Origin of the sequence: Pseudomonas sp. S150, assembly GCF_004526365.1 — a bacterium.
Taxonomy (GTDB): domain Bacteria; phylum Pseudomonadota; class Gammaproteobacteria; order Pseudomonadales; family Pseudomonadaceae; genus Aquipseudomonas; species Aquipseudomonas putida_A.
Window position 1 is genome coordinate 4,965,476 of sequence record NZ_CP038207.1, and the last position, 24,940, is coordinate 4,990,415.

21 protein-coding genes are annotated in these 24,940 nt (G+C 53.9%); all 21 read right to left on the minus strand.

What is annotated here, in order from left to right; genetic code table 11:
• Positions 1-6: 6 nt before the first annotated feature.
• The gene (locus E3Z29_RS22950) at positions 7-2,583 is read right to left on the minus strand and encodes a glycosyltransferase family 2 protein (protein ID WP_134787038.1); all 2,577 of its coding nucleotides are present in this window, start codon (positions 2,581-2,583) and stop codon (positions 7-9) included.
• A 10-nt stretch (positions 2,584-2,593) separates the two neighbouring features.
• Positions 2,594-3,343, minus strand: coding sequence for an ABC transporter ATP-binding protein (locus E3Z29_RS22955; protein ID WP_167734166.1), 750 nt, complete (start codon positions 3,341-3,343; stop codon positions 2,594-2,596).
• A complete protein-coding gene (locus tag E3Z29_RS22960) occupies positions 3,340-4,137 on the minus strand; it encodes an ABC transporter permease (protein ID WP_134787039.1) in 798 nt (265 codons plus the stop codon). The genes E3Z29_RS22955 and E3Z29_RS22960 overlap by 4 nt, the downstream gene beginning before the upstream one ends.
• Entirely contained in the window at positions 4,138-4,632 is a 495-nt protein-coding gene (locus tag E3Z29_RS22965; protein ID WP_134787040.1) for a GNAT family N-acetyltransferase, read from the minus strand. It lies immediately after the preceding gene.
• Entirely contained in the window at positions 4,629-5,756 is a 1,128-nt protein-coding gene (locus tag E3Z29_RS22970; RefSeq protein WP_134787041.1) for a DegT/DnrJ/EryC1/StrS aminotransferase family protein, read from the minus strand. The genes E3Z29_RS22965 and E3Z29_RS22970 overlap by 4 nt, the downstream gene beginning before the upstream one ends.
• Before the next feature lie 102 nt (positions 5,757-5,858).
• Positions 5,859-6,740, minus strand: coding sequence for a glucose-1-phosphate thymidylyltransferase RfbA (rfbA, locus tag E3Z29_RS22975; protein ID WP_134787042.1), 882 nt, complete (start codon positions 6,738-6,740; stop codon positions 5,859-5,861).
• A gap of 2 nt (positions 6,741-6,742) precedes the next feature.
• Positions 6,743-7,642 carry a dTDP-4-dehydrorhamnose reductase gene (rfbD, locus tag E3Z29_RS22980; protein WP_134787043.1) on the minus strand — a complete coding sequence of 300 codons (900 nt, stop codon included), beginning with the start codon at positions 7,640-7,642 and terminating at the stop codon, positions 6,743-6,745.
• Entirely contained in the window at positions 7,639-8,697 is a 1,059-nt protein-coding gene (rfbB, locus tag E3Z29_RS22985; RefSeq protein WP_134787044.1) for a dTDP-glucose 4,6-dehydratase, read from the minus strand. Before rfbB ends, rfbD begins: the two co-directional genes overlap by 4 nt.
• Before the next feature lie 4 nt (positions 8,698-8,701).
• Entirely contained in the window at positions 8,702-9,682 is a 981-nt protein-coding gene (locus E3Z29_RS22990; RefSeq protein WP_256584932.1) for a glycosyltransferase family 2 protein, read from the minus strand.
• Between the two features lie 422 nt (positions 9,683-10,104).
• Positions 10,105-11,025 (minus strand): glycosyltransferase, encoded by a 921-nt coding sequence (locus E3Z29_RS22995; RefSeq protein ID WP_103368354.1) that lies wholly within the window; start codon positions 11,023-11,025, stop codon positions 10,105-10,107.
• 280 nt (positions 11,026-11,305) lie between these two features.
• A complete protein-coding gene (locus tag E3Z29_RS23000; protein WP_103368355.1) occupies positions 11,306-11,545 on the minus strand; it encodes a LapA family protein in 240 nt (79 codons plus the stop codon).
• A 30-nt stretch (positions 11,546-11,575) separates the two neighbouring features.
• Positions 11,576-11,872 carry an integration host factor subunit beta gene (ihfB, locus tag E3Z29_RS23005; protein ID WP_003189779.1) on the minus strand — a complete coding sequence of 99 codons (297 nt, stop codon included), beginning with the start codon at positions 11,870-11,872 and terminating at the stop codon, positions 11,576-11,578.
• A 152-nt stretch (positions 11,873-12,024) separates the two neighbouring features.
• Complete coding sequence (locus E3Z29_RS23010) at positions 12,025-12,303, minus strand: hypothetical protein (protein ID WP_027612423.1); 279 nt, start codon at positions 12,301-12,303, stop codon at positions 12,025-12,027.
• Between the two features lie 216 nt (positions 12,304-12,519).
• On the minus strand, positions 12,520-14,205 hold the full coding sequence (rpsA, locus tag E3Z29_RS23015; RefSeq protein ID WP_027612422.1) for a 30S ribosomal protein S1: 1,686 nt from the start codon (positions 14,203-14,205) through the stop codon (positions 12,520-12,522).
• Positions 14,206-14,324: 119 nt separating this feature from the next.
• Positions 14,325-15,014 carry a (d)CMP kinase gene (gene cmk, locus E3Z29_RS23020; RefSeq protein ID WP_015093983.1) on the minus strand — a complete coding sequence of 230 codons (690 nt, stop codon included), beginning with the start codon at positions 15,012-15,014 and terminating at the stop codon, positions 14,325-14,327.
• Positions 15,011-17,218 carry a bifunctional prephenate dehydrogenase/3-phosphoshikimate 1-carboxyvinyltransferase gene (locus tag E3Z29_RS23025; RefSeq protein ID WP_256662042.1) on the minus strand — a complete coding sequence of 736 codons (2,208 nt, stop codon included), beginning with the start codon at positions 17,216-17,218 and terminating at the stop codon, positions 15,011-15,013. Before E3Z29_RS23025 ends, cmk begins: the two co-directional genes overlap by 4 nt.
• 28 nt (positions 17,219-17,246) lie before the next feature.
• Positions 17,247-18,359, minus strand: a complete 1,113-nt coding sequence (hisC, locus tag E3Z29_RS23030) for a histidinol-phosphate transaminase (protein ID WP_095137263.1) — start codon at positions 18,357-18,359, stop codon at positions 17,247-17,249.
• Positions 18,360-18,372: 13 nt separating this feature from the next.
• Positions 18,373-19,467: a prephenate dehydratase gene (gene pheA, locus E3Z29_RS23035; RefSeq protein WP_003226907.1), complete on the minus strand. Its 1,095-nt coding sequence runs from the start codon at positions 19,465-19,467 to the stop codon at positions 18,373-18,375.
• The gene (gene serC, locus E3Z29_RS23040; protein WP_027612419.1) at positions 19,467-20,552 is read right to left on the minus strand and encodes a 3-phosphoserine/phosphohydroxythreonine transaminase; all 1,086 of its coding nucleotides are present in this window, start codon (positions 20,550-20,552) and stop codon (positions 19,467-19,469) included. The genes pheA and serC overlap by 1 nt, the downstream gene beginning before the upstream one ends.
• Before the next feature lie 221 nt (positions 20,553-20,773).
• A complete protein-coding gene (gene gyrA / locus E3Z29_RS23045; protein ID WP_098964976.1) occupies positions 20,774-23,428 on the minus strand; it encodes a DNA gyrase subunit A in 2,655 nt (884 codons plus the stop codon).
• A 426-nt stretch (positions 23,429-23,854) separates the two neighbouring features.
• Entirely contained in the window at positions 23,855-24,931 is a 1,077-nt protein-coding gene (gene mtnA / locus E3Z29_RS23055) for an S-methyl-5-thioribose-1-phosphate isomerase (RefSeq protein WP_096794920.1), read from the minus strand.
• Positions 24,932-24,940: the final 9 nt, after the last annotated feature.

Genomic DNA, 24,940 nt, shown 5'->3' on the forward strand with positions numbered 1-24,940 from the left:
CAATACCTATACAGTCGATATTTCCACGAACGGATACACAGGGAAACGCTTCAAGCCTGCATAACGATATTTAACCAGTTCAAACATATATACAGGGTGAGACGTACGCGCAAAAACTCGCAATCGATAATCAGCCGACGAAGAAACTGCCGCCTGATCGACCACGAATTCAACAGGCAAAGACAGATCCACTCCGCTTAACGATGCAACTCCATTGAAAACAATGGATCCGGTTGCCCCAACAAGTTCAATACCAACTAAACCATCCTGAAGCCCATCAGTGGCAAAAGCTATTAAAACGGACTTTATTGCCGCAGGAAAATTAATTGAGTACTCAACATATGGAACATCGTGCAGCGACTTGGATAGCTCCAGCTTAATCTCCGAGCTTCCGCTCTTAGCTTGTTGAGAAAACTCCTTCAACTTTGCGAATTGTGGCATCAAGTTGTCCCACAAATCGTGCTTACGAGACAAAAACCCTAGACGCTTAGATCTAGAAGCCGCCTGCCGTAGCCGAGCTAACTCCTCAAGACTCTCAAGCAATTTTTGTGGATCTTTTATTACATCACCACCCGCAATAGATATATGGCTGCCATGGCTCTTAGACATTAATTTCAACCTACCTTCTACGGTGGTAAAACCATTAAACGTAGTAGGCTTAGAAATGGACGCCAGAACTCTGCAACTTAAAACTCCAGAGAAGTGTTCATTACAATATTTTTTGTTATTTTTCTTCATTTCTGAAAACTTGGAAAAATCCAAACCTTCAAGAACTTCAAGCCATGAGCGAGCGCTAAACGGCGATGAGACTACATAAGCGTTATTCAGTTCTTTAAAGTCGGAATAAGGCATGTAATCTGGAACAACAAGTACGGCATCTAATACATCTGCAGACAATGCGACATTTGTTGTTTTATACTTATTATTGGCCGACTCGCTCGGAGCATGAATAAGAATATCTGGACTATATCGCGAGATCTGCAGTAGCGCAGTTTCCCAGTTCAGCTCAAAGGGTAGCGTTACCAATTCAAGAAAATCATGCTTTTTGAATTCGTCCGAAAAATCCGAGCCTGCTCCACCAACAATTAGCTGAATAGTTTTACCCGACTCTGTGTACTTGAGAAAAGCGGGCAACATGACATCACGGAGAGCGGACAGCCGATGACTGCCTCCCGCGAAAGCGATAACCAACCGGTCACGTACCGGAACAACCTTGCTGGTAGTGATTTTCAGATCACAGAATGTAGGCGGAAAAAAATCTACATTCGAATGAATAAGATGCTCTCTAAAGTATTCTTGCAGTTCAAGAGTGCTGGTCAAGACTCCTGAAAAATCTTTCAGTTTATTACGCAACGTCTTCTTGCTTAAGTCCTCAAAAAAATTCATCTCCTTATTTTCTTGAAGCAGAGTGAGATTATCGTCGGTGAAATAATAGCAAGGAATTTGCATCTTCTGTGCAGCAGCAATCCATTCGAAGAACGGATCCAGTTGCCGGACAAATACAATACAGCTAGCATGTGCAATTTCGGAAATCGGCCAACCACCTGGGTATCGAATAACTCTTACACGGCTTTTCCATTCATCAGGCAAAAAGTCGAAGTATATACTAGTGCATGCATCGTGATTGCCTGTAAGAACCAATACCTTTCGATTATCATCTGAGCCGGACAAAGAGCTACTGATATCAAAATTTTCTCTCGTTCGTCCGTGCGCAACTGCCATTTCTCTCACGGCGATAGCTGTACAATGCGCCGCTGAATCCGGCAACGCGAAGATATCATACTCCTCAAAGTTCTCTGGTCGGAGAGACCAATCACGCTCTTGCCTCATTTGCTCTTCCGAGGCCCAAGTATCCAGCGCGTACGTTTTTCCTAAACTATCGTCAGTTGCAGGGCCACCAACTTCGCCAACGCAAACATCTACATAACGCAAAATGTACTTTCTGGAAATCCTTCTCCACAGATCCCAATCACAAAGGCGCGTCATAAGTATGTGCGGATCGTATAGACCTATATCATCAAGGATGAAACGTGGTACTAAGACTGCGTTATTTGAGATGCAATTCCAGCTATTTATATTGTGCGATGAAATACTTTCACCCAAGTGCACAAACTGCTCAGTACCAGAGCCCAACTCCCTTATTCTCATACCGACAGACCCATAGACTACTTGGTCTGGCGTCATTTGAGCATGTTTGTAAAGCTCTTCCAGTGCATCAGGAAAGAATTCGTCATCATCAAACGCAAATGCGATGTAGCGACCGCGAGACTTTGAATACGCCTCATACTCAGAAATTGCAGGAAGACCAATGTTTACTACATGGCGAAGACAGCTCACACGCCCATCTTTTTCCATGAACTCCGCAATAATGTCAGCACTACCGTCTGTACTGGCATCATCAACGATGATCAACTCAAGCTCAGTCAGCGTTTGACTTAATACTGACTCTATCGCCTTACGAAACTTACCACTCTTCGCGCGCCGAAAGGTGGGAAGAAAAACGGAGACAATTGGAAGCGGACCGTCAACATAAGAACTACCAGGCAACCACTGAGTTTCGCGAATGAGATCTTTGACTTTCATGTTCGAAACCTTAGACAGTTGCCGAATAATTTTCTGAATAAGCTTTTAGCACTTTTTGAGTTTCACCATCCATGCGTATTTTTCCTTTTTCCAGCCAGATTGTTCGCTCACAAAAATCACTTACCAAATCAGGCGAGTGACTCGAAAAAACAAGAATTTTACCTTGAGTCATAAATTTCTTCATGCGCTCTTGGGCTTTGTGAGCAAAGTTTATGTCACCAGCACCCATAACTTCATCAAGCAAAAGGACTTCGGGGTTAATAGCAGTCGACACAGAAAACGCCAAACGTATAAACATACCTGCAGAATAGGTACGAACTGGGTAATTTAAAAACTCACCCAATTCTGAAAACTCCGCAATTTCTTGCATTTTGGCTTTAATTTCTTTGGGTTTCAGACCTAATAAGAGCGCCCGGATTTTTATATTATCCCAACCAGACTGATTCATCTCAAAGCCTGTAGCGAACTCAAACATTGGGCATACATGACCAAGTGTTTGAGCAGTGCCGCTGGTAGTTGGATAAATTCTAGCCATTACCTTCAACAAGGTGCTTTTACCCGCACCATTCAAGCCAATCAGGCCTACACGCTCCCCTCGCGCTACTGAAAGATTCACATTTGAAAGAGCGTTAATTGTATATTCTTGAGTATTAGCCGTTCCTGGACGACGCAATACTGCATTTTTCATTCGTCCGAGGAAATCTGTCCGACCAGTGAACACCACACTTGCATCTCGCAAATCTATTGAAATATCGCTCATAACATGTAAACCACTTTTTTATCCATTTTAGATGCAAGCAAAATGCAGACGACCCACAGGAGCGACAAGTAAGCGGCACAAAAAATATAGTCTTGCTTGACTGCAAATGTACCTTCTAAAATTGGAAATCTAATAACATCCACTAAATAATACAGCGGATTATATTTATAAACAAAATCCAAACCACGATCTTTAAGCATCGTCACAGGAAACATAATCGGCGTAACAAAAAATAACACCTGAAAAATCCCTGTTAAAGCATGAGGCAGATCCCTAAAACGAGCAGACAAATACGCACTGAGAGTAATGTGCCCCAGGCCTGCGGCCAAAAGAATTCCGAGACCCGGCAACGCATATAACCAGCCTATGGGCTTGAAGCGTTCAAAGACTAATAACGTACCCGCCAGCGCGACAACACCAACCAACATAACCGCGAACAGCGCGACCAACACACGGAGCAGATAAATTTGTTTTGGAAACGAGAACTGCTTTATATAGCCTTCAGACCCCACAAACGCATAGCCACCTTCAACAAACGAGGCAACTAAAAACCCCCAAATAATCAGGCCGCACGTGAGGTAAGGAAGAAATTCCTCCATGGGTTGCTTTAGCAAAACGCCATAAACTACACCAGCACCTAGAACCATCATTGCCAGGTTTATCAGAATCCAAAGTGGGCCGATCGCCGATCTGCGAAAACGAGCCTTAATATCCTGAAGTCCCATGTATAGCCATACACGCCACTCAAGAAGCGATTTTATTGCACCGGATATAAAACTATTCTGACTGATCATCTAAAGCCTATTTAGCTCAAGCACTATTAATTCACCCTTACGGGAAACTTCGTTGAAGCCCAGCTTTTCGTATAACTTTATAGCCCTGACATTTTCATCCAGAACTTCTAGAAATACATTTTCAAGCGAAAGCTGCTGCCAACATGTTTCAATCAACAGTTGGCAGCCTCGCTTGATATAGCCTTTACCTGCATTGTCCGGCGCAGCTAGAAAGCGGCCCACTTCGGCTCGCTTTCGTTCCAAATCCACGCCATAGACAGCACATTGCCCTACCAACTCACCATCTGCCTCGATAACAAACACAAAATCGTCAGACTTTTTTTGATAGGATTCGAACCACTTTACGTGGCTGTCCCATTCAATGATGTTCGAGTTAATAAACCATCGGCGGTTTTCGTCCCTGTTTCTCCAGGCCAGAGTGGCTGGTAAATCAGCTACTTCTAGTAGACGGATCCCGACGACTTCATCAGATGTTGAGTAGAGGGTAGGTTTCATTTTGCGTACTTGGCTACCAGTTGAGATACGGTGTCAACATCGGCTTTGCTTAGACCCATATGCACCGGCAACGAAATGATTTCCTGAGAGGCCAGCGCTGCTTTAGGGCAAGAGCCATTACCATGCGCGTACATGCGGTATTCCGTGTTATCACGGTAATGCACGCCTGGGTACACTTGATGTTCATTGAGTGCGAGCATCAGCTCTTCACGGTTTTTGACACGAATTTGCACCAGGTGAGTCGACGATTCACATTCTGGATTAATGTCGATAAACCGTACCTTGTCGTTACCAGCTAGGTTTTCGCGGTACCAGTTAGCGATTTGGCGGCGGTAGGCGTTATCACGATCCAAATACTTCAATGCCACCAGACCCATTACTGCCATGATCGAGTTGCCGTGGTACTTGAAGCCTACTTCTTCAACATCATACATCCACTTATACGCGCCCTGAGCGGCAGTACGTGCATAAGTATCCTTGTTGATGCCCAGCCAGCTCATCTTGCGAACACGCTCGTCATCTTCCGCGTTTTTGAAGCAGATCATGCCGGAGTCAGCGGTTGCCAGATTTTTTACAGCCTGGAAGCTGAACACCACAACGTCCGCTTCCGGACATACGTGACGTCCATTAATACGGGTGCCGGACATGTGGGCAGCATCGAGAATCAACGCGATGTTGCGCGCCTTGCAAATTTCAACAATTTTCTGGTACTGACCGACATTGCCGCCAATACCTACAAAGATCAGTGCTTTGGTCTTGTCAGTAATGCGCTGCTCGACGCTTGCAGGATCCAGACACAGCGAGTCATCAACATCCGCAAATACAGGCTTCAGACCTGCGCAGAGAATCGCGTGGTTAGTGGATACGAAAGTAAGAGGAGTAGTAATGACCTCTGCATCATCGTCCCAGCCGTTCTTTGTCTTGAACAGTCTGAAAGCCAATTCAAGACCCACAGTATTCGACGAAAGAAAATGTGCGTGCGGCAGTCCGGTGTAGGACTTCCATGCTTCTTCCATCTCAACAGTTTTAAAACCTAATCCAGTCCAGCCTTTCTCAAGACATTCACGAATACCTTCAAGGCATTCGTCGACACGAAAGTTAGGTACAAACAGTTGAATTGACATGTATTTAGCCTCGAATTACAAGTGCTGTGCGATTTTAAGTTTTGGTTCAGGTATATTTTTCACAGAACGGGCCGAAATCTGGTCTGTTCTGCTGTTTGCAAATCAGTGACTCTCGTGTTCCAAGAGACGCTTAAGATACTTTCCATATCCGTTTTTGATCAATGGAGCCGCCAACGCGAGTAATTGCTCGTCCGAAATCCACCCCTTGCGCCATGCCAGTTCTTCAGGGCAAGCGACTTTGAGGCCTTGTCGGTTTTCCAACGTTGCAATGAAATGACTCGCCTCAAGAAGAGACTCATGAGTTCCCGTATCCAACCAGGCATAGCCCCTTCCCATGATTTCTACCGAGAGGCTGTTGCGCTCTAGATAGACGCGGTTCACATCCGTGATTTCCAGTTCGCCACGCTCAGAAGGCTTGATGCTTTTAGCGATTTCTACAACATCGGCATCATAGAAATACAGACCAGTCACAGCGTAGCTGGATTTGGGCACTGATGGCTTTTCTTCCAGGCTGATAGCCTTGCCTGACTTATCAAACTCAACAACGCCGTAGCGCTCAGGGTCGTTTACATGATATGCAAATACACTGGCTCCACTATCACGCTGCATTGCATTTGCCAGAAGTTCCTGGAAATCATGCCCATGATAAATATTATCGCCAAGCACCAACGCACATGCACTACCGTCGAGAAACTCCTCGCCGATAATGAAAGCTTGTGCCAGCCCGTCCGGAGAGGGCTGGACAGCGTAGCTTAAATTGATACCCCACTTTGCGCCGTCACCAAGAAGCTGCTCGAAACGAGGCGTATCCTGTGGCGTGGAAATAATCAATATATCTCTGATCCCCGCCAGCATTAATGTGCTGAGGGGGTAATAAATCATCGGCTTATCGAAAACCGGAAGGAGCTGCTTTGAAATTGCGAGGGTTGCTGGATGCAAACGCGTACCAGAGCCACCCGCTAGAATTATACCTTTACGATACATAATCATCCCTGCCTAGCTATATCAGAAAGCGTTCTTTTCACACAAATCTTCCAGTCCGGAATACTTATATTGAACACATCTTGAATTTTACTATTATCGAGTCGCGAATTTTTGGGTCTAATTGCTTTAGTAGGATACTCAGAACTGCTAACCGCACGGATATCGAGTTCAGAACAACTCAACTTAATGCCCAATCCAATTGCTTCAGACACTAAATAACAAGCATATTCATACCAACTTGCAAATCCCGACGCCACCAAGTGATAAACTCCACTCAGATCTTCAGAGTTTGTACCATTTACAATTCGGTAAAGACAAAGTGCAGTGACATCAGCAACGAGCGAGGCACTTGTTGGCGCGCCAGTTTGATCATCCACCACTGAGAAACTGTCTCTGGTCTCCGCTAGACGCAGTATTGTTTTTGCAAAATTACTTCCCCGCGAAGAGTGAATCCAACTCGTCCTCAACAGCAGATAATTACACCCACTTGCAATAACTGCACACTCACCATTGGCCTTTGATCTTCCATAGACACTCAGAGGATTAGGAACATCCTCCTCAGAATACGGAAGCACCGCCACACCATCAAAGACATAATCCGTTGAATAATGAACCAGCCAAACGTTATTAAGCGAAGCATACTCCGCTAACACTTTAACTAAATCAAAATTGATTTTCTGGGCTTCATCTTCGAAAGACTCAGCCAAGTCGACCGCATTGTAGGCCGCTGCGTTGACGATAACATCAGGGCGCTCATGCTCCAGATAAGTTGACAAGGCTTCTAGATCAGTCAAGTCAACTTTGCTGCGATCACAAGGCACTACGTTTCCAAGTGGGGACAGAGAGCGTTGCAACTCCCAACCTACTTGTCCATTACTCCCAAGCAGCACAATTTTTCTCATACGTACTGCCTGCTTACCCACTCTCGATAAGCACCGCTCGTGACGTTACCTACCCACACCTGGTTGTCGAGGTACCATTCGACAGTCTTTAGAATACCCGTTTCGAAAGTCTCCGCCGGCTTCCAGCCCAATTCACGCTCAAGCTTCCGAGCGTCAATTGCGTAGCGGCGATCGTGGCCTGGACGGTCTGTCACATACGCGATCTGCTGGTTATATGGCTGGCCATCGGCACGTGGGCGCAACTCGTCCAGCAAACTGCAAACAGTGTGTACGATCTCGAGGTTTGGCTTCTCGTTCCATCCGCCAACGTTGTAGGTTTCGCCAACCACCCCAGCTTCCAATACACGACGAATAGCGCTGCAATGGTCTTTGACATAGAGCCAATCACGAATTTGTTGACCGTCGCCATAAACAGGCAATGATTTACCGGCAAGCGCGTTGACGATCATCAACGGGATGAGTTTTTCCGGGAAATGATAAGGCCCGTAGTTATTCGAGCAGTTGGTGGTCAGTACGGGCAAACCATAGGTGTGATGGTAGGCGCGTACCAAGTGGTCACTGGCAGCCTTACTTGCAGAGTAGGGACTATTCGGCTCGTACTGATGAGTTTCGGTGAACGCCGGATCATCTTTAGCCAGCGAGCCATAGACCTCATCAGTGGAAACGTGCAAGAAGCGGAACGCTTCTTTGGCGCCTGACTCGAGCCCGCCCCAATAGGCGCGCACTGCTTCCAGAAGGCGGAAGGTGCCGACGATGTTTGTTTCGATGAAATCTTCCGGACCATGAATAGAGCGGTCGACGTGCGATTCAGCAGCGAAATTCAAGATCGCACGTGGCTTATGCTCGTTCAACAGGCGAGCTATCAGCTCACCATCACCGATATCGCCCTGCACAAATACGTGGCGCACATCTTTGTCCAGACTGGCCAGGCTTTCCAGGTTGCCCGCATAAGTCAGCTTGTCCAGGTTGATCACCTGTTCATCCGACTGCGCCAGCCAGTCCAGTACAAAGTTCGCCCCGATAAAACCGGCCCCGCCGGTGACTAAGATGGTCATAAATTTAGATCTTTTTCAGTAGAACTACGAGAATAAGCCCCAGGTTTCCAAGCAGTGTCTGCCGGTAGATACCAGCCCGCTGGAATCCTAGGATTCTTGAGAAGAGTTTCTGCTTGCGTGCTTTTTTGAAGCGATCCAACGTCACCTGGTGCTCAGGGCTCAGACGATGATGCATTGCTTCGAGCGCTTTGATGATCTGATCATTCCACTTGCTGAACCGGCCCTGGTAAATCAGCGGTATGCGCTTGAGACGCGCAGACCAACCGGAGTTTCCACCAATCAGGTTTTCGTCGTGCTGGCGATACAACAACGCCGGTTCAGGATCGTAATGAACCTCGCCCCCCGCCCCGGAAACAAGCAAATAAGCCCACCAATCGTGACATGGAATATCCACGTCATAGCCTGCCTCAAGCAAAAGCTTTTGGGCCGCCCTATTGAATACCATGGTGTTACCGCCACCAATGCTTTGAACGAGAGCGTTCGAGAAACGTGGTGGAAGGCTAAACCGGGGCGAATACCCAAACGAATCACCTGTTTCACCGATCAGCTCTGTGCGACCACAGTACAACGCAGGGACATCACCGGGGATACCCTGCAGCCAATCAAGTGCCTTCTGGAGTTTGAAATCCTTCCAGATGTCGTCTTGATCAGACCAGGCAAAGAAGTCCGCATCGATATCCGCTCGGCAGGCGAGAGACAGGAAATTGGCTACAAACCCTCTTTTGGGGCCTGTCGCAATGTGGACGCGCTCTGCGCCCACCTTGACTTGAAATGCTTTCAGGATTGCCAGTGTCGCGTCCTGAGAACCATCGTCGGAAACATATAGTTTCCAATTGCGATACGTCTGACGCTCGAGCGAGTCGAGTTGCTCAGCGAGAAATGATGCGCCGTTGTATGTACACATAAGAATTGCGACGTCCGCAAGACGCTCGCCAGCTACCTGGGCGGCATTATCTGTACCAAAACTCTGGCTGGAAACCGTCACAAAATCCCTCTTTGCACGAACCGTCGCCCCGCAAAGAGCGCCATCACTTATAAAAAAGCCAATCAGTATTTGCTTTTGTTCTTAGCAAGCAATGCTACATTCTACATCAATTGATGCAACGCACACTTAAAAAAGCGACGACAGCCACCACCATCAGCGCTTGCCTCGCCCTCACTCTGCAGTGCTTGCGAAAACGAATGCAGTCTGACCGAAACGAGCCGTATCGCCCCACCCCGCACGCCATGCTGACAAAAAAAATCCTGCCTCCCGACCTGAGAATCTGACAGCTTTAAGGGATGGCGAAATGGACAGGCCGCAAGGATGCGGAGGTATGCATCATCTGCGCCTTGTACACCGCATGATGAAACCACCACGGATCACCCGGGAGGCGATCACTGAACTCATAATAATTTTTTAGACTTTCAGCCTTTATTTTTTACCAGCATTTTTAGCCAGCAAACAAAAAAGAATAATACTTTATCGCGCATCCGACGCCGGCAACTCCACGCACTGAACGATAGCCTGAGCATTTGCAAACCATGCAATGGGAGCCAACTCGCTACAAAAGGATCAAACTCCTGCCCCGTTAGTCGAGCAATGAGTTGCACCTGACTGAACCACCAACCATCATGAATAGTTTTGTATCGAGAAATTAAAGACCGAAGCCCCGTATTGGCACCTACTTGATTACGATCGTGCTGCCGATACAGCATAGAAGGCACTGGATCGATATACCAACGATATCCATGACTCCGTGCGTATGCGTAGAAAAACCAATCATGCAGACTCACGCCCTGTAAAGCTTCCCAATTCGCAAGCACCGAAGATTTAATGGACTGCGACAACCTGCTGCTAAAGACATAAGTACAGCCCGGACCAGCCGCCTCAAACAGATAATCCCATTTAACTTGAGACTGAGCTTTATCCAACAAACGCGTCTTACCATCTAACCAGAAAGCAGTGACATTACTGGAATATGCATCAACCTCCTGCCGCCCGAGGCCGACCACAGCGCGCTGCAACTTATCAACGCACCAGATATCATCCTGATCAGCAAAAGCAACAAAATCAAACCCGTCGAATTCAACATCACGAATCAGTCGAAAAAAGTTGCGCGACGCACCACCAAACTTTCCGGCATCGGGCAGTACAATGACATTCGACACTCTCGTTGCCAGCGCCGCACACCAAGCTTCCGTGCCATCAGTGGAAGGATCGATACTAATATATACGCTAACATCCACCCCGGACTGAGCAAAAATCGAAGCAATTTGCTCTTCAATCCACTGCATGCCATTGTAAGCGGCCAACAAGACCGCAACTTTTGGTATTTTCCCTGACATGCCATCCCACTTGTAACGTTAAACTTGAAAACTGAAAACCTCAGACAACAAGCCCGCACTGAAACTTTCCGAAGATTTAAATGCGCATAGCGTATACACACCAGCGAGCTTCAATACCGCTAGCATAGAAGAACGTAAAACGCTGACTTGCAGCTGATCGAAAACGGAGTCATCGCAGCGGGAGATCAAGACCACTAAAAATCAACCCGGAGGAGCGCTTCAACCGTTAAGCAACCATTCACACCTTAAGCCTAGCCAGCCCTAGGTGCATTGTCACAACTTAAACAAAACGCTTGCGCGCACGCTTAGCAAAACGCCCCAGAAACCAGGCGAGCATCGGCCCCACAAGCATTCCAATCAGCAATGCCGCGATCACAACGAGGGAGATGGGCAGCTGAGGCACAGACCATCCGAGAAACAACAACGACACTGACTGCTGATTTTCCAGCACGAAAGCCAGGATCACCAGCACCAACAAAAGAACGAAAACACCAAAAAATATACGTTTGAGATTACGCACCTACGCCCCCTTGATAATTAGTAGCGCGGATCAAACGCCTTCCTCCTCTTCCTCATTCACCCGGTCACGCAGCTCCTTGCCCGGCTTGAAATGCGGAACGAATTTGCCGTCGAGACTAACCGACTGACCAGTCTTTGGATTGCGACCGACGCGCGGCGCACGATAGTGCAGGGAGAAGCTGCCAAACCCACGGATCTCGATGCGATCACCAGTGGCCAGACATTGGGACATTTGTTCAAGCATGGTCTTGATGGCCAGCTCCACATCCTTGGATGAGAGTAGCCCTTGATGGGTGACAATTCGTTCGATCAACTCCGACTTCGTCATATTTTTCCCTTCTTTTTCAAGCAGCTAGATCAGCGCTTGAAAGGTTTTAGCACGCCCGGAAGATTTTGAACAGCCCAGGGATTGACATATCTTCCTTGGCGCCGAAACGCCTGTTTTCAGTGCACAAAAGCACAAGCCGAAGCAGCACACACTCAACGGCACATGACCAGCATGGTTCGAGTGACGTAGCCTGCGGGATTGAAGCCAAACGGATATTCATCTTCATCCTTGGCCTGATCAGATCGGGTGATTACCCTGTAACCCGCGCCCTTGCACTCCTTCGCTGCGCGCTTTTGGCATTTCTCCCACCCCGAACCCAGACCAGAGCAGTCGATCTCGATACCGCTGACGCCACGCACAGCATGCGTTTTGGCACTTGTGGTGCAGCCAGCCAGTACCAACACCGCAATCAAGACAATAAATCTGTTCATCCACTTCCTTATGCCAGGCAACGCCCGACTACTGCACGACTAATACCCAGCTTAGTCGCGAATAGGCGATTGATCCGATTAAAGAAACAGACAACCCGCTGAAGTGATTGGTTTCACCGTAGCCTCGATACACGCAAACCGCGGCGCGCACCGCCACCAAATCGCAGGCACAAAAAAGGGCGACCGAAGTCGCCCTTTTTCATGATCAAGCAGAACTTAGTTCTGTTTGGCCATTGCTTGACGCAGCAGTGCCGCCATAGTGGTGTCAGCTGCTTCACCTTCCGGAGCTGCTTTCAGGCTCTGGATGGCTTCTTTCTCTTCAGCATCGTCTTTCGACTTGATCGAGAGCTGGATTACGCGGCTCTTGCGGTCAACGCTGATGATCTTGGCTTCAACTTCCTGGCCTTCTTTCAGAACGTTGCGCGCGTCTTCAACGCGGTCACGGCTGATTTCAGAGGCTTTCAGGGTTGCTTCGATGTCGTCGGCCAGAACGATGATGGCGCCTTTGGCGTCAACTTCTTTCACGGTACCGGTCACGATAGCGCCCTTGTCGTTAACCGAGACGTACTCGGAGAACGGATCGCTTTCCAGTTGCTTGATGCCCAGGGAGATGCGCTCGCGCTCTGGGTCAACCGACAGGATGACGGTGTCCAGCTCGTCGCCCTTCTTGAAACGACGTACGGCTTCTTCGCCCACTTCGTTCCAGGAGATGTCGGACAGGTGAACCAGACCGTCGATGCCGCCGTCCAGACCAATGAAGATACCGAAATCGGTGATCGACTTGATGGTGCCGGAGATCTTGTCGCCCTTGTTGAACTGGCCAGAGAAGTCTTCCCATGGGTTCGACTTGCACTGCTTGATGCCCAGGGAGATACGACGACGCTCTTCGTCGATGTCCAGAACCATGACTTCCACTTCGTCGCCGACTTGTACGACTTTCGAAGGGTGGATGTTCTTGTTGGTCCAGTCCATTTCCGAAACGTGTACCAGACCTTCAACGCCTTCTTCCAGCTCAGCGAAGCAGCCGTAGTCGGTCAGGTTGGTTACACGAGCGGTAACGCGAGTGCCTTCTGGGTAACGGGCTTTGATAGCAACCCATGGATCTTCGCCCAGTTGCTTCAGGCCCAGGGAAACACGGTTGCGTTCGCGATCGTATTTCAGAACCTTGACGTCGATTTCGTCACCAACGTTGACGATTTCGGAAGGATGCTTGATACGCTTCCACGCCATGTCGGTGATGTGCAGCAGGCCGTCCACGCCACCCAGATCGACGAATGCGCCGTAATCGGTGAGGTTTTTGACGATACCTTTGACTTGCTGGCCTTCCTGCAGGGATTCCAGCAGAGCTTCACGCTCGGCGGAGTTCTCGGCTTCCAGGACGCTGCGACGGGAAACGACAACGTTGTTGCGCTTCTGGTCCAGCTTGATGACCTTGAATTCCAGCTCTTTGCCTTCCAGGTGCGTGGTGTCGCGCACTGGACGGACGTCAACCAGGGAACCTGGCAGGAACGCACGGATGCCGTTAACGTCGACAGTGAAGCCGCCTTTAACCTTACCGTTGATAACGCCCTTGACCACTTCCTCAGCTGCGAAGGCTGCTTCCAGAACGATCCAGCATTCAGCGCGCTTGGCTTTTTCACGGGACAGCTTGGTTTCACCGAAACCGTCTTCAACCGAATCCAGAGCAACGTGAACTTCGTCACCGACATTGATAGTCAGGTCACCAGCATCGTTGTAGAACTGTTCCAGCGGGATGAGTGCTTCAGACTTCAGGCCAGCGTGAACGGTTACCCAGCGAGCCTGGTAATCGATATCAACGATAACACCGGTGATGATGGAGCCTGCCTGAAGGTTCAGGGTCTTTAGGCTTTCTTCAAAGAGTTCCGCAAAGCTTTCGCTCATTTTAATTCCTGTAGATGAGGGCGAAGAATACGCCCATCTCCACACCCCAGACGGTGTGGGTTAGTTTCATTTAAAAGAAGCGCTGCAGGACTATGACTGGTCCCCTGCGGCCTTCTTGGTCACCCGGCGATATCGCGAATGGCGATCTCGCTCATGATGCGTTCAAGCACCTGATCGATGGACAACTCCGTGGAATCCAGCTGTATCGCATCAGCCGCCGGCTTGAGCGGGGCTACTGCGCGCTGGGTATCACGCTCGTCGCGTGCACGGATCTCATCTAGCAGACTCGACAGACTAACACCCTCGACTTTGCCCTTCAACTGCAAATATCGGCGGCGAGCCCGTTCCTCGGCACTGGCAGTGAGGAAAATCTTCAGCGGCGCATCCGGAAAAACCACTGTGCCCATGTCGCGACCGTCGGCCACCAGGCCCGGCGCTTCCTGGAAAGCACGCTGGCGCTGCAGCAGCGCCTCGCGTACCGCCGGCAATGCGGCCACCTGAGAAGCGCCGGAGCCGACGCTTTCAGTACGGATGACATCGCTGACTTCATCGCCTTCCAGAATGATGCGCTGCAGCTGACCGTCGGTCGCCGCGATGAACTGCACATCCAGATGAGCGGCCAGTTTCTTCAGCAGCTCTTCATTGGTCAGGTCGACACCATGATTGTGCGCAGCGAACGCCAGCAGGCGATACAGCGCACCGGAATCCAGCAGGTTCCAGCCCAGACGCTTGGCCAGAATCCCGGCGACCGTGCCTTTGCCCGAACCGCTTGGCCCATCGATGGTGATGACCGGTGCAATGTTTTTCACGACTGAGCCTCTTGAACCACGCGAATGCCGACCTGCGCGCACAGCGCGAGGAAGTTCGGGAACGACGTCGCGACGTTGGCGCAATCATGGATGCGGATCGGTGCAGTGGCGCGCAGCGAAGCGACGCTGAAAGCCATGGCGATACGGTGATCACCGTGACCATGCACTTCGCCGCCACCGATCTGGCCGCCATCAATGATGATGCCGTCCGGAGTCGGCTGGCATTTGACGCCCAGCGCCAGCAAGCCGTCCGCCATGACTTGAATGCGATCCGATTCCTTGACCCGCAGCTCTTCGGCACCGGTCAGCACGGTACGACCTTCGGCACAGGCCGCCGCCACGAACAGCACCGGGAATTCGTCGATGGCCAGTGGCACCAACGCTTCCGGAATCTCGATACCCTTGAGTTTAGCAGCGCGCACGCGCAGGTCAGCCACTGGCTCGCCGCCAACTTCACGCTGGTTTTCCAGAGTGATGTCCGCGCCCATCAGACGCAGAATGTCGATGACGCCGGTACGGGTCGGGTTGATGCCAACGTGCTCCAGCACCAGCTCGGAACCTTCTGCGATCGACGCCGCCACCAGGAAGAACGCCGACGACGAGATGTCGCCCGGCACTTCGATATGGGTCGCCGTCAGCTTGCCGCCGGACTCGACCGACGCGGTGGCGCCATCGACGCTTACCGGGTAGCCAAAACCGCGCAGCATGCGCTCGGTATGGTCACGGGTCGGCGCCGGCTCGGTCACGGTGGTCTTGCCTTCGGCGTACAGACCCGCCAGCAGCAGGCAGGACTTCACCTGAGCACTGGCCATCGGCATGGTGTAGGTCAGACCCTTGAGTTTGTGCCCGCCACGAATGGTCATCGGCGGTCGACCTTCGGCGGCGGTTTCGATCACGGCGCCCATTTCACGCAGCGGATTGGCCACGCGATTCATCGGACGCTTGGACAGCGACGCATCGCCGGTCAGGGTGCTGTCGAAGTTCTGCGCCGCCAGCAGGCCGGACAACAGGCGCATCGAGGTGCCGGAGTTGCCCAGATAGATCGGGCCAGGTGCCGGCTTCAAGCCATGCAGGCCAACGCCGTGAATGGTCACACGACCGTGGTGCGGGCCTTCGATGACCACGCCCATGTCGCGAAATGCCTGCAAGGTCGCCAGGGCATCTTCGCCCTCGAGGAAACCTTCAACCTCGGTCACGCCTTCGGCCAGCGAGCCGAGCATGATCGAGCGGTGGGAAATCGATTTGTCACCTGGTACGCGAATCCGACCGGACAGGCGGCCACCAGGTTGAGCCAGGAAAATCAGATCGTTGGAATTCATAGCGTCCACATAGGCCCTGCGGGCCAGGATTTTACTGAAATGCTCGCGGGCAACCCGGGCGCGCGTGAAGACGCCCAACAATTGGTGCCCATCCCCTGCATCGACCGCGTCGCGCAAGGCGTCGAGGTCGCTGCGAAATGTATCGAGTGTGCGCAGGACAGCCTCGCGGTTGGCAAGGAAGATGTCGTGCCACATCACCGGGTCGCTTCCGGCGATTCTTGTGAAATCGCGGAAACCGCCCGCAGCGTAACGGAAGATCTCAAGGTTTTCATTGCGTTTGGCCAACGAGTCAACCAGACCGAAGGCCAGCAGGTGCGGCAGATGACTGGTCGCAGCCAGCACTTCATCGTGGCGCTCGACCTGCATGTGCTCGACGTCGGCACCCAGTTCGCGCCACAAGCGATCGACCACCGCCAGTGCGGCCGGGTCGGTCTGCTCGAGCGGCGTCAGAATCACCTTGTGCCGACGGAACAGCTCAGAGTTGGAGGCTTCCACCCCGCTCTGCTCGGAGCCGGCAATCGGATGGCCCGGCACGAAGCGCGCCGGCATACCGCCAAACGCCTCGGTCGCCGCGCGTACCACATTGCCCTTGGCGCTGCCGACATCGGTCAGAATCGCCTGCCCCAGATCAACGCTCGCCAGACGAGCCAGGACTTTCTCCATGGCCAGAATCGGCACCGCCAGCTGAATCACGTCGGCGCCCTGACACGCAGCGATCAGGTCATCTTCACAACGGTCCACCACACCCAACTCGACCGCCAGCTTGCGCGATTGCGGGTCGAGATCGACCCCGACCACTTCGCGGCAGATACCGCTTTCACGCAAGCCTTTGGCAAACGAACCACCGATCAACCCCAGACCGACCACCACAAGGCGACCGATCATAGGTGCAGCAGATTGCAGAGCAGTGACATCACCCACGAGCCAGAACCTTACGCAGCGCTTCGAGGAAGCGGCTGTTTTCCGCCGGCAGACCGATGGTCACCCGCAGGTGGTTCGGCATGCCGTAATTGGCCACCGGACGCACGATCACGCCTTCACGCAGCAGCCCCTGGAAAATCGGCGCAGCCACCTGACCGAGATCGACGCAGATGAAGTTGCCTTTGGACTCGATCCAGCTCAGACCCAACTCACGGAAACCCGCCTGCAACTGCTGCATGCCGGATTCGTTGAGCTGACGGCTTTGCGCCAGATACTCCTCGTCTTTCAGCGCCGCACAGGCCGCGGCCAGGGCCAGGCTGTTGACGTTGAATGGCTGGCGCACACGGTTCAGCACGTCCGCTACTACCGCAGTGGACAGGCCATAACCGACGCGCAGCGCCGCCAGACCGTAGGCCTTGGAGAACGTGCGCGATACCAGCAGATTCGGATACGCCGCGAGGAAATCCAGACCATCCGGCAGATCACTGCCTTCGGCGTATTCGATGTACGCCTCGTCCAGCACCACCAGCACGTGCTCCGGCACGTCCTGCAGAAACTCGTCCAGCGCTTCGGCGCCGAACCAGGTGCCGGTCGGGTTGTTCGGATTGGCGATGAATACCACGCGGGTATTGGCGTCGATGGCCGCAAGCATCGCAGGCAGGTCATGCCCCCAGTCTTTGGCCGGAACCACTTTGGCCTGCGCACCGACAGCCTGGGTGGCGATCGGGTAGACAGCGAACGCGTGCTCACTGAACACGGCATTCAGGCCCGGCGCCAGATAGGCGCGCGCCACCAGCTCGAGAATGTCGTTGGAGCCGTTGCCCAGGGTCACCTGGTTCAGCTCGACGCGGCACTGCTCGGCCAACAGCGATTTCAGCGCGAAGCCGTTGCCGTCCGGATAGCGGGTCAGCTCGGCCAGTTCTTCGCGGATCGCCGCCAAGGCTTTCGGACTAGCGCCCAGCGGATTTTCGTTGCTTGCCAGTTTGACGATTTTCGCCGGATCCAGATCCAGCTCGCGCGCCAGTTCGTCCACAGGCTTGCCCGGAACGTACGGCGAAAGTTGTTGCACGCCCGGCTGTGCCAGAGCGAGGAAGTTGCCACTCATTTGCTACCGCCCCTTAGAGAACTGCTTTCGGGTAGGAACCCAGCACTTTGAGTGCTACTGCTTCCTGACTGATCTTTTCCAGCACACCTTTGATCAGCGGATCACGGTGGTGGCCGACGAAGTCGATGAAGAACACGTAGGTCCATTTGCCGCTGCGCGACGGACGGGTTTCGATCCGGGTCAGGTCGATCCCGTTGTCATGGAACGGCACCAGCAGCTCGTGAAGCGCGCCAGGCTTGTTGCTCATCGAGACGATGATCGAAGTCTTGTCGTCGCCGGTCGGCGGCACTTCCTGGTTACCGATCATCAGGAAACGCGTCGAGTTGTCCGGACGGTCTTCGATCTTCTCGGCCAGACGCGTCAGGCCGTACAAACCTGCGGCCATGTCACCGGCAATCGCCGCCGAATTCCACTCACCCTTGACCCGCTTCGCCGCTTCAGCGTTGCTCGACACCGCCACGCGCTCGACATTCGGGTAATGCGCGTCCAGCCACTTGCGGCACTGAGCCAGCGACTGGGCGTGGGAGTAGATGCGGCTGATGCTGTCGGTCTTGGTGTTTTCACCGACCAACAGGTGATGGTGGATGCGCAGTTCGACTTCGCCGCAGATCACCATGTCGTGTTCGAGGAAGCTGTCGAGGGTGTGGTTGACCGCGCCCTCGGTGGAGTTTTCCACCGGCACCACGCCAAAATTCACCGCACCCGCCGCCACTTCACGGAACACTTCGTCGATTGCCGCCATCGGTTTGCTGATCACCGCGTGACCGAAGTGCTTCATGGCCGCCGCCTGGGTGAAGGTGCCTTCAGGGCCGAGGTAAGCCACTTTCAATGGCTGCTCGAGCGCCAGGCACGAAGACATGATTTCGCGGAACAACCGCGCCATCTCTTCGTTGCCCAGCGGCCCCTGATTGCGCTCCATCACCCGCTTGAGCACCTGAGCTTCACGCTCGGGACGATAGAACACCGGCACTTCGCCTTCGGCCAGCGAGGCCATCTTTACTCGCGCAACTTCCTGGGCGCAGCGGGCGCGTTCGCTGATCAGCTCGAGGACCTTGCTGTCCAGAGCGTCGATGCGAACGCGCAGTGCCTTGAGTTCTTGCTCGGACATCAGCCGTGTTCCTTCTCGAATTCAGCCATGTACGCCACCAGCGCGTTGACGGCGTTGATGTCGACGGCGTTGTAGATGGAGGCGCGCATGCCGCCCACGGAGCGGTGGCCCTTGAGGTTGAGCAAGCCGCGCTCGTCGGCACCGGCCAGGAACGGCTTGTCCAGACGATCGTCCGCCAGACGGAACGGCACGTTCATCCACGAGCGGTCCGACTTGTTGATCGGGTTGCTGTAGAGGCCGCTGGCATCGATGAAGTCGTACAGCGTGCGCTGCTTGACGTCATTGAGCTTGGCAATCGCTTCAACGCCGCCCTGCTCCTTCAGCCACTGGAACACCAGGCCGGAGAGGTACCAGGCCAGGGTCGGCGGGGTGTTGTACATCGAGCCGTTATCGGCCGCGACCTTGTAGTTGAGCATGGTCGGGCACAGCGAACGCGCCTTGCCCAGCAGGTCTTCGCGGATAATGTTGACGACGATGCCGCTCGGGCCGATGTTCTTCTGCGCGCCGGCGTAGATCATGCCGAACCGCGAGATATCGACCGGACGCGAGAGAATGTCCGACGACATGTCGGCCACCAGCGGTACGTCGCCGGTTTCCGGGATCCACTGGAATTCCAGACCACCGATGGTTTCGTTCGGCGCGTAGTGAACGTAAGCGGCGTCTTTCGACAGATTCCACTCGTTCTGGCCCGGAATGGCGAAATAGTCGTATGGCTTGGCGGTGGCGGCAACGTTGACGTGGCCGTAGCGCGAGGCTTCTTCGATGGCTTTCTGCGACCAGATACCGGTGTCGATATAGTCGGCGCTGCCGCCTTCAGGCAGCAGGTTCAGCGGAATCTGCGCAAACTGCTGGCTGGCGCCGCCTTGCAGAAACAGCACTTTATAGTTCGACGGGATATTCAGCAGGTCACGCAGGTCCTGCTCGGCCTGGGTGGCAATAGACACGAACTCATCACTGCGATGACTCATTTCCATGACCGACAGACCCTTGCCATGCCAATCAAGGAGTTCACCCTGGGCACGTTGCAGGACAGCTTCAGGAAGCGCCGCAGGACCGGCACAGAAGTTATAGGCTCGCTTGCTCACATCCAATCTCGCTCTGATTTGGTGGTATCACATATCAGTCGGCGCCGATCCTGTGGGAGCGAGCTTGCTCGCGAAGGCGGACTGACATTCAACAACGATGTCGCCTGTTGCTCCGCTTTCGCGAGCAAGCTCGCTCCCACAGGGTTCGTCATGGGCGCCGATATTTCATACCGGACAAATAACAAGGGGGCGAATTTTCATCCGCCCCCTCGCTTGTCCGCTTATTCCTGCGGCTCTTCGTCAGCTGCGGCGTCGAGTTGCTGGTCCTCGGCAACGTCGTCGATCACGACATCCCCCTCGAACCCGGCACCCTCTTCACCTTCAAGCTCTTCGCCTTCGACTTCCGATGGCTCCTGAACCCGCTCCAGACCGACCAGGGTTTCGTCCTTGGCAAGTTTGATCAAGGTCACGCCCTGGGTGTTACGGCCCAGGCTCGACACTTCGTCGACACGGGTGCGCACCAGAGTGCCCTGATCGGAGATCAGCATGATTTCTTCGCCATCGAGCACCTGAACCGCACCGACCAGACGGCCGTTACGCTCGTTGCTGACCATGGCGATCACGCCCTGGCCGCCACGCTTGTACTCAGGGAACTCGGTGATCGCGGTACGCTTGCCATAACCACGCTCGGAAGCGGTGAGGATCTGGCTGCCTTCTTCCGGGATCAGCATCGAAATCAGCTTCTGCCCTTCCGGCAGACGCATGCCGCGCACACCACGTGCGGTACGGCCCATGGCACGCACGTCAGACTCTTTGAAGCGCGTCACTTTGCCGCCGTCGGAGAACAGCATCACTTCGCGCTCGCCATCGGTGATGGCCGCAGAGATCAGCACGTCGCCTTCGTCCAGCTCCAGCGCGATCAGACCGACGCTGCGCTGACGGCTGAAGGATTCCAGCGGGGTCTTCTTCACGGTGCCGTTGGCGGTCGCCATGAAGATGTAGTGACCTTCGGTGTATTCCTCGACCGGCAGCATGGTGGTGATGTATTCACCGTCATCCAGCGGCAGCAGGTTGACCAGCGGGCGACCACGGGCGGCACGGGACGCTTCCGGAATTTCGTAAGTCTTCAGCCAGTACACCTTGCCTTTGCTGGAGAACAGCAGCAGCGTGGTGTGACTGTTGGCCACCAGCAGGTGAGCAATGTAGTCCTCATCCTTGACGCCGGTCGCCGATTTGCCTTTGCCGCCACGGCGCTGAGCCTGGTAAGCAGCCAGTGGCTGAGTCTTGGCGTAGCCACCGTGGGAGATGGTCACGACGCGCTCTTCTTCCGGGATCATGTCACCCAGGGTCAGATCGAGACGCGCATCGAGAATCTCGGTGCGACGTACGTCGCCGTATTCGGCGCGGATCACTTCCAGCTCTTCGCGGATCACTTCCATCAGGCGCACGGCGCTGTTGAGGATGCGGATCAGCTCGCCGATCTGGTTGAGAATCTCTTGATACTCGGCCAGCAGCTTCTCGTGCTCCAGACCGGTCAGACGGTGCAGACGCAGTTCCAGAATGGCTTGCGCCTGTTCTGGCGACAGGAAGTATTTGCCTTCGCGCAGACCGTATTGCGGATCGAGATTTTCCGGACGGCACGAATCGGCGCCGGCACGTTCAACCATCGCGACTACGGCGCTGGATTCCCAAGGGGTGCTGACCAGTGCTTCTTTCGCTTCCGACGGAGTCGGCGACGCCTTGATCAGAGCGATCACCGGGTCGATGTTCGACAGGGCAACGGCCTGACCTTCGAGGATGTGACCACGCTCGCGAGCCTTGCGCAGCTCGAACACGGTACGACGGGTGACCACTTCGCGACGGTGACGGACGAAGGCTTCCAGCAGATCCTTGAGGTTCAGGATGCGCGGACGGCCGTCGATCAGCGCGACGATGTTGATGCCGAATACCGATTGCAGCTGGGTCTGGGCGTAGAGGTTGTTGAGGATCACCTCAGGCACTTCGCCGCGACGCAGCTCGATCACGACGCGCATACCGTCCTTGTCGGACTCGTCGCGCAGCTCGGTGATGCCTTCAAGCTTCTTCTCTTTGACCAGCTCGGCGATCTTCTCGATCAGACGCGCCTTGTTCAGCTGATACGGGAGTTCGGTGATGACGATCTGCTGACGACCACCGACCTTGTCGATGTCTTCGATGATCGATCGGGCACGCATGTAAATGCGGCCGCGACCGGTGCGGTAGGCTTCGATGATGCCGGCACGACCATTGATGATCGCGGCCGTCGGGAAGTCCGGACCGGGGATGTATTGCATCAGCTCATCGACGGTCAGCTCTGGGTTGTCGATGAGGGCCAGGCAACCGTCGATGACTTCACCGAGGTTGTGCGGCGGAATATTGGTCGCCATGCCCACGGCGATACCGCTGGAACCGTTGACCAGCAGGTTCGGGATGCGCGTCGGCATCACCGCCGGGATCATTTCGGTGCCGTCGTAGTTCGGCACCCAGTCCACGGTTTCTTTATGCAGGTCAGCCAGCAGCTCGTGCGCCAGCTTGGTCATGCGCACTTCGGTGTATCGCATGGCCGCGGCGTTGTCGCCGTCCACCGAACCGAAGTTGCCCTGACCGTCAACCAGCAGGTAGCGCAGGGAGAAAGGCTGAGCCATGCGGACGATGGTGTCGTACACCGCGGTATCACCGTGCGGGTGATACTTACCGATCACGTCACCGACAACACGGGCAGATTTCTTGTACGGCTTGTTGAAGTCGTTGCCCAGCTCGCTCATCGCGAACAGTACGCGACGGTGCACGGGCTTGAGGCCATCGCGCGCATCCGGCAGTGCACGGCCGACGATTACGCTCATCGCGTAGTCGAGGTAGGACTGTTTCAGCTCGTCTTCGATATTGACCGGGAGGATTTCTTTGGCCAGTTCGCCCATGAGAAGCCTGATTCCTTTTTCTGGTGAAACTTCGTCATATCCATATGGGATGTACGAAGCTCGTCGGGGCAGGCTGAGTGCCATGCGCCGACTTACGACAAATCAACAAATCGAACCGTGGATTTGCGCAGTAAAGACAGCTCCGTGAAGCTGCCTCGGAAAACGCCGGATGTTATCACAAGAGCCGCCACGCACCTATCCCCCAGATGCGCATGGAGCATAGTTAGTTGACCGGTGACAGGCGTAAAGGGGACGAGAGAGGCTCAGAGCTTCTTTGAATGCAGATTTGGGGCTTGATTTGGAGATGTTTATTGACTTTGATGGCCCCATCGCGAGCAGGCTCACTCCTACAGGGTTTGCGTTCGACACCAATCAATGTAGGAGCCAGCCTGCTGGCGATGGCGTCCTTTCAGACGCCACAGCCCATCAATGCAGGCGCTTGCGGCACATCAATTGAGCCATCTTCGCCGTATCCGGTCGCTCGACGATGCCCTTCTCGGTAACGATCGCATCGATCAGATCCGCCGGCGTCACGTCAAACACCGGGTTGAACGCCTCGACGTCCGCCCCCACGCGCTTGCCACCGACCTCCAGCAGCTCGGCGCCGTCACGCTCCTCGATCGGGATGTCGTCGCCACTGGCCAGATGCATGTCGATGGTCGAACTCGGCGCCACCACCATGAAACGCACGCCGTGGTGCATGGCGTTGACCGCCAGTTGATAGGTGCCGATCTTGTTCGCCACGTCGCCATTGGCAGTGATGCGGTCAGCCCCGACGATCACCCAAGTCACGCCCTTGGTTTTCATGATGTGCGCAGCAGCCGAATCGGCATTCAGCGTCACCGGGATGCCTTCGTTCGCCAGCTCCCACGCGGTCAGGCGCGAACCCTGCAGCCATGGCCGGGTTTCATCGGCATACACCCGCTCGACCATGCCTTCCAGATACGCCGCACGAATCACCCCCAGCGCGGTACCGAAACCGCCGGTCGCAAGGGCGCCGGTATTGCAGTGGGTCAGGATCGCCTGGGCATTGCCCTGATGCTTGCGGATCAGATCGACGCCGAGCTGGGCCATGGTCAGGTTGGCTTCGCGGTCGCTTTCATGAATGGCAATGGCTTCGGCTTCCAGCGCCACCAGCGGATCGGCATTGTCCTTCAGACGATCGAGCCGATCGTGCATGCGATTCAACGCCCAGAACAGGTTGACCGCCGTCGGGCGGGAATCCGCCAGCAGGGCGAAATCCTCTTCCAGCGCCGCGTACCAGTCGCCGCCTTCAGCCACGCGAGCGCGGGCCGCCAGCACAATGCCATAGGCCGCGCTGATGCCGATGGCCGGTGCGCCACGCACCACCATCGAACGAATCGCCTCAGCCACACCGGCAGCGCTGGTGTAGGCAATCCACGTTTCCTCGAACGGCAAAATACGCTGATCCAGCAGGTGGAGCGCGCCATCTCGCCAATCGATGGCCTTTACTTTCTCCGCAGCCAACAGTCGATCGCGCATCCCTCACCC